The organism is Stenotrophomonas sp. HMWF003 (assembly GCF_003061285.1).
In the GTDB taxonomy this organism is placed as follows: Bacteria; Pseudomonadota; Gammaproteobacteria; order Xanthomonadales; family Xanthomonadaceae; genus Stenotrophomonas; species Stenotrophomonas maltophilia_AP.
The window spans coordinates 3,386-5,772 of record NZ_QAIW01000266.1 but is presented as its reverse complement, the minus strand read 5'-3'; the positions used below and the strand labels follow the sequence as shown (position 1 = coordinate 5,772).

3 protein-coding genes are annotated in these 2,387 nt (G+C 68.5%); all 3 read right to left on the bottom strand.

What is annotated here, in order from left to right:
* Positions 1-184: 184 nt before the first annotated feature.
* Complete coding sequence (locus tag DBR34_RS11070; RefSeq protein ID WP_128096831.1) at positions 185-1,144, bottom strand: acetyl-CoA carboxylase carboxyltransferase subunit alpha; 960 nt, start codon at positions 1,142-1,144, stop codon at positions 185-187.
* 113 nt (positions 1,145-1,257) lie between these two features.
* Positions 1,258-2,130 (bottom strand): hypothetical protein, encoded by an 873-nt coding sequence (locus DBR34_RS11065; RefSeq protein ID WP_128096830.1) that lies wholly within the window; start codon positions 2,128-2,130, stop codon positions 1,258-1,260.
* A 56-nt stretch (positions 2,131-2,186) separates the two neighbouring features.
* Positions 2,187-2,387, bottom strand: a 201-nt coding sequence (locus DBR34_RS22710) for a hypothetical protein (protein ID WP_258223824.1), incomplete at its 5' end; no start/stop codon positions are given.

Sequence of the window (2,387 nt, the reverse complement as noted above, 5' to 3'; positions counted from 1 at the left end):
CTGTGCGACGGTAGTGCCGGCCGCTGGCCGGCTCTCGACCATGTCCGGTGATCCCGGCAGCCGGCAGCCGCAAGAGACCGCCGCAACGGCAGCCGACCAACGGTCGGCTCTACCGGTCGGCGCATGAAAAAAGCCGGGCGCTTTCGCGTCCGGCTTTTTTGGTTCCATCGCAACGGCAATCCGCTTAGATGGTCTCGTAGGTGCCGTAGCTGCGCAGGCGCTCGTAGCGGCGGGCGAGCAGGTCGTCCACCGACAGCTTCTGCAGTTCGTCCAGCTCGTTGAGCAGGACGGCCTTCAGGCGCTTGCCCATCTGGTTCGGATTGCGGTGGGCGCCGCCGGTCGGCTCGCGCACCATCTTGTCGATCAGGCCCAGGCTCTTCAGGCGCGGGGCGGTCATGCCCAGCTGCTCCGCCGCTTCCTTGGCCTTGCCGGCGTCCTTCCACAGGATCGAGGCGCAGCCTTCGGGGGTGATGGTCGAGTACACGCTGTACTCCAGCATCACGGTGCGGTCGCCCACGCCCAGCGCCAGCGCGCCGCCGGAACCGCCTTCGCCGATCACGGTGCAGATCACCGGCACCTTCAGTTCGGCCATCTCCATCAGGTTGCGCGCGATCGCCTCGGACTGGCCGCGCGATTCGGCGTCGATGCCCGGCCAGGCGCCCGCGGTGTCGATCAGGGTCAGCACCGGCAGGCCGAAGCGTTCGGCCATCTTCATCAGGCGCAGCGCCTTGCGGTAGCCCTCCGGCTTGGGCATGCCGAAGTTGCGCTTGATCTTTTCCTTGGTGTCGCGGCCCTTCTGGTGGCCGATCAGCATCACCGAGCGGCCACCGATGCGGGCCAGGCCGCCCATGATGGCCTTGTCGTCGGCGAAGGCGCGGTCCCCGGCCAGTTCCTGGAACTCATCGCAGAAGATGCGGATGTAGTCGGCGGTGTACGGGCGCGAGGGATGACGGGCCAGCTGCAGGATCTGCCACGAGGTCAGGTTGCGGAAGATCTGCGCGGTACGCACCCGCAGCTTGTCCTGCAGGGCATGCACCTCGGCCTCGACATTGACCGCAGGCCCGGCGCTGGCGCTGCGCAGGTCCTGGATCTTCGCCTCCAGATCAGCGATGGGTTGCTCGAAGTCGAGGTAGTTCGGATTCATCGGAAACCGTCGTGAAGAAAAGAGGGAAAGTGTAGCCGAATGCGCCGAAAAGCCCCGTACGCCGTCGTCTGGAAACCGACGGTAACGCAGCGGGGCAGGGGGCGCCAGTCAGGTCAGGGTACAACCAGGGCGGCGCTGCCCATCAGGCTGCCGCGGGTCTGCACGAAGGTGTTGTAGGCCTCGTTGGCCTCCACCGGCAGGCCCGAGCCCAGCGCGGCGGTGGCGGCGGTGAAGGCCATCTGCGCCTGGAAGGCCTCCTGCTGCAGCTGCAGCTGGGCGTCGGCGGTGGTGGCCTTGAGGTAGCGCGCATACAGCTCGCGCAGGGGGGCGGCATGCCGTTCGAAGGCCGGGTCCAGCGCGGGCAGGGCGGTGGGGGCGGGCTCCAGCGTATAGGTTGGCGCCTGGTAACCGGCCGGCTGCTGGCGCCGGTAGGCGCCCGGTTCGCCGCGGCTGGCCTCGACGTAGGCGATGAAGTCCGGGGCGGTGAAGATCTTGGTGTTGATCCGGCCGCCGGTCTCGTCCACGTGGGCCACGGTCTGCTCGTCGGGGAACGGCTCGCGCACGCCGAAGGTCCAGGCGTGGTCGATGAACAGCGCGTGGGTGGTGCTGTACGGGCCGTCGAAGCCGACCCCGCCCAGCTCGATGTGGTGGTCCACGCGGCCGAAATTGCCGAGCTTGTCTTCGCCGGTGACGTAGATCTCGCTGGCGATGACGTACTCGCCCAGCGTCGGGTTGATCAGGCCGCCCTTGCCGCGCGCGTAGACGATGAACCGCACCTCGCCCAGGGCCGGGGTCTGCAGGTGGTGCTCACCGGGCTTGAGCTTGACCGGCCGCGAGGCGTGCGCGGCGATCGGCAGTTCGTTGCCGTCGATGCGCAGGGTCAGCGGGGTGTCGCCCGGGTTGTCGATCTCGAAGGTCTGGGACGGGCTGGTGCAGCCGCTGAGGGCAAGGGCGGCAAGCAGCAGCCCGGCAAAACGTGTGATCAAAACCGGTTACCTGTTGTGGAGCGGAAGAACGGTGGAACGTGGAGCGGTGACGCGGATCAGTTCGCCCAGGGCGGGCTGTAGCGGACCTTCACGGTGCGCACGGCGGGATCGGCGCGCAATGCGTCGACCAGCTGGCTGTCCACCCGCACGGCGATGTCGCCGCCGACGTCGAGCATGCCGGCCACCGGGCCCTGTTCGGACCCCAGCAGCAGGTCCATGCGCAGCGGCGTGCGGCCGGGGCGGTGGCGGTCGAGCAG